2 protein-coding genes and 3 pseudogenes are annotated in these 3,417 nt (G+C 66.8%); 4 read left to right on the forward strand and 1 reads right to left on the reverse strand.

Annotated features, from left to right (window positions below; genetic code table 11):
- The 3 genes and pseudogenes from ACFVJQ_RS45215 to ACFVJQ_RS45225 all read left to right on the forward strand — a co-directional run.
- Positions 1-543 (forward strand): tetratricopeptide repeat protein (locus ACFVJQ_RS45215; protein WP_385791780.1); only part of this gene is annotated, 543 nt, incomplete at its 5' end.
- 135 nt (positions 544-678) lie between these two features.
- Positions 679-1,359 (forward strand): recombinase family protein, encoded by a 681-nt coding sequence (locus ACFVJQ_RS45220; RefSeq protein WP_385791781.1) that lies wholly within the window; start codon positions 679-681, stop codon positions 1,357-1,359.
- Between the two features lie 510 nt (positions 1,360-1,869).
- Positions 1,870-1,938 (forward strand): annotated as a pseudogene (locus tag ACFVJQ_RS45225) (DUF2252 family protein); the annotation flags it as partial.
- A gap of 352 nt (positions 1,939-2,290) precedes the next feature.
- On the opposite strand, the pseudogene ACFVJQ_RS45230 reads toward ACFVJQ_RS45225, so the two are convergent.
- Positions 2,291-2,523, reverse strand: a pseudogene (locus ACFVJQ_RS45230) (DnaA ATPase domain-containing protein); the annotation flags it as partial.
- Positions 2,524-2,734: 211 nt separating this feature from the next.
- Between ACFVJQ_RS45230 and ACFVJQ_RS45235 the strand changes: the two are divergent.
- A pseudogene (locus tag ACFVJQ_RS45235) lies at positions 2,735-3,316 on the forward strand (IS5 family transposase); the annotation flags it as partial.
- Positions 3,317-3,417 lie beyond the last annotated feature (101 nt).

The raw sequence follows: 3,417 nt of genomic DNA on the forward strand, positions 1-3,417 counted from the left end.
TGGCGGGGGGTCGCAGAGGGGGACGCGGCCGGGGCCGTTGCAGCATACGAACAGCTCCTGGCTGATGAAGAGCGTGTGCTCGGCCCCGACCACCCCGACACCCTGATGGCACGATCCCAGCTTGCCCGTTGGCGGGGGGAGGCAGGGGACGCGGCCGGGGCCGCCGCAGCCTACACCGAGCTCCTCAAGGATTGCCTACGGGTACTTGGCCCCGACCACCCAAAAACCCTCGTGGCGCGATCTCAACTCGCCCGCTGGCAGGGAGAGGCAGGAGACGCGGCCGGGGCCGCTGCCGCCACCGAACAGCTGCTGGCCGACCGAGAGCGTGTGCTCGGCCCCGACCATCCGGACACCCTTGTAGCCCAGGCCTACCTCGCCCACTGGCAGGGAGAGACAGGGGACGCGGCCGGGGCCGCTGCCGCCTACACCGAGCTCCTCAAGGATTGCCTACGGGTATTTGGCCCCGACCACCCCAATACCCTGGTGGCGCGATCGCAGCTCGCTCGCTGGCGGGGAGAGGCAGGAGACATGACTGCTCAGTAATCGACCGGTTGTTGGACAACGGCGCCGGAACGTCGACACGCCCGGCCGAAGACGACTTCCGGTGTCCAAGAAGGATGTTCAACAACTCCGGGCGTCCAGAAAGGCCCTGAGCCCCTTTTCTGTACGGTGTCGTGCATGACGACTACCGCTGAGTGGGCGGACGCTGACAGCCCGCTGGAAGCCTTCCCTGCCAACCCGTCCGGCGCCCGGGTCGGGTACGGGCGCGTGTCCACGAAGGGCCAGCTGCTCGATCGGCAGATAGCGGCCCTGACGGCGGCCGGCTGCGTGCGGGTGTTCACCGACAAGAAGTCGGGCAAGAACGCGGAGCGCGAGGAACTGTGGAAGTGCCTGGACTACCTCCGGCCCGGGGACACCCTGGTGGTGCCCTCCCTCGACCGGTTGGGCCGCTCGATCCAAGACCTGATCTCGATCGTCTCCGGCCTGCGTAAGCGCGGGATCGGCTTCCAGTCCCTGCACGAGTCGCTGGACACCACGACTCCGGGCGGCCGCCTGGTGTTCCACGTGTTCGCCGCGCTCGCGGAGTTCATCCGCGAACTGATCGTGCAGGGCACCCACGAGGGCCTGGCGGCGGCGCGGGCCCGGGGCGAACGGATCGGCCGGCCGCCCGCCATGACAGAGGAACAGATCCGGCACGCACGCGCCCTCCTCACTGACCCGGAGAACACGATCACGTCGATTGCCAAGCTGCTGGGGGTGTCCCGGACTACGGTCTACAAGTACGTGCCCGAGCTGGCAGTCGGCCGCGACGCTCTCGTGTCAGGCGACCGGGGTCCGACCCTCCCTGGACCCCGGTGACCATGTGGCACAGCCCCTTCCCGGTTACCGGATCAGGGAGCGCAGCACGGGGACGCTAAGCCCAGCCCCGATCAGGCCGGCGAGGACGGCTCCGGCCAGCGAGCTGCCACTTAGGAAGCGGAGGACTCCGCCCACACAGCCGATGAACAGCGCTGTCAGAAGCACCACGGTGGTGTGCACCGTGAGGAACGGTGGCATGTCCTCCGAGGGCGCAGCGGGTCGATGTCCTAGGCGTGAGGTACGTTCGTTCATGGGTCTCCTGTCTCGATCACAGCGGCGGGACCCGACGACAGGCGAGAGGGAGATCCAGCAGGTGCGGCAGCTGTAGGAGGCGGGCCGCGCCCGGGGGTCTCCCTTCGTCATGCGAAGGGTTGTTTGGGCGGAGTCGACCCTATGGCACGTCACTGACAACCGTGGGACATGAAGTACGTCTTGTCCTTGTAGCCCTTGGCCGCGATGTTCACGCCCCCGCTCGATGTCGGACGTTCTCCACCAGCTCCTTGTAGCCGACCCGGCGCGTTCCGCGTGAAGTTCCGCAAGATGGCGGCCTCGGCGTTCGCCTTCTACCGGGGCATGGCGTACGGCAGTTGGCGGCGTAGTCGGAGCCCATGACCCAGCTCGCCAAATTCGACACCACCCTCGGGAAGGTCTTCTACAGCTTGATGAACACCTCGACCTTCTCCACGAGGAAGTTGGGTACCCGCTTCAGGAACACGACGACGTCGTCGTTCGCGGAGGTGTCGCCCTTGCGGCTACGGAGCGAGCTGTTCACGATCGAGGACTCGACGTAGGACTCCGGGTGAGGTCGATGGTGCCGAGGGGGGGACGCGACGATCGAGCCGCTGGCAGAGCCTCGGCCGGAGCCGCCGGAGATGCCGTCGTTCTTGGCCCGCCGTTCTTGATGCGGTTCGTGAGTTCGGTGACCTGGCCGTAGATGGAGCGGGGCTCGGCCACCAGCGCGGATCTTGCGGTCGGCGTGCATGACGGTCGTATTGAAGGTGGGGAAGAGCTACTCCTGCGTCGACTCCTAGCCCTTCAGGAACTGGATGTCGTCGACCATCAGGTGTCCATCTCCCGGTACCGCTTGCGGAAGGTGTCGCCCTTGCCGTCCCGGATGGAGTTGATGAACTCGTTGGTGAACTCCTCGGAGTTCACATAGCGCACGTGCGCTCGCTGACCAGTTCGGTGCCGTCACTGTTACCGGGCATAACCGTGACGCCGGCGAGCCCATCCGCTGCCCTCGGCACGGCGGGTCTGGCCTCCGGAGATGTGAGAGGGCGGTATGTGACGAGATGCCGCGTTTGCTGTCGCTGGAAGGTGTGGCGCAGGCGTATCGGGGCTGATCGGGGAGTCCTGTCGTGCTGGAGTGTTTCTCGTGAGCGACCGCCAGCCCTACAAGAGCGACTTGTCCGACGAGCGGTGGGCCCTGATCGAGCCCGTCATCGCCTCCTGGAAGGCTCAGCATCCCTCCGTCAGCGGCCACCAGGGCGCCTACGAGATGAGGGAGATCGTCAACGCCCTGCTCTACCAGTCCCGTACCGGCTGCCAGTGGGACCACCTCCCCCACGATCTACCGCCGGTCGGAGCGGTGAAGTACTACTTCTACAAGTGGCGCGACGACGGCACCGACCAGACCATCCACGACCTGCTGCGCTGGCAGGTCCGCGAGAGCCGGGGGCGCAAGGCCGACCCGAGCCTGGTGGTGCTCGACACCCAGAGCCTGCACGCGGCCGTCGGGGTGCCCGCCGACACCACCGGAAGGGACGCGGCAAAAAAAGTCCCGGGCCGCAAGCGCGGCCTCGCGGTTGATGTTCTCGGTCTGGTGATCGCGGTGGTGGTGCTGGCCGCGTCCGCGCACGACAACGCCGTCGGCATCGCCTTGCTGGACAAGGTCGCCGCCGACACCGACACGGTGCACAAGGCCCTGGTGGACCAGGGGTTCAAGACCACCGTCATTGAACCACCCCGGTTCGAATGGAGACTCGATTCCATGTAAGGATCAGAGTCATGGCACGTCCCTCCTCCTACCCACCTGAGCTGCGCAAGCGTGCGGTGCGC

It is taken from the genome of Streptomyces sp. NPDC127197, assembly GCF_042672405.1.
In the GTDB taxonomy this organism is placed as follows: domain Bacteria; phylum Actinomycetota; class Actinomycetes; order Streptomycetales; family Streptomycetaceae; genus Streptomyces; species Streptomyces flavusporus.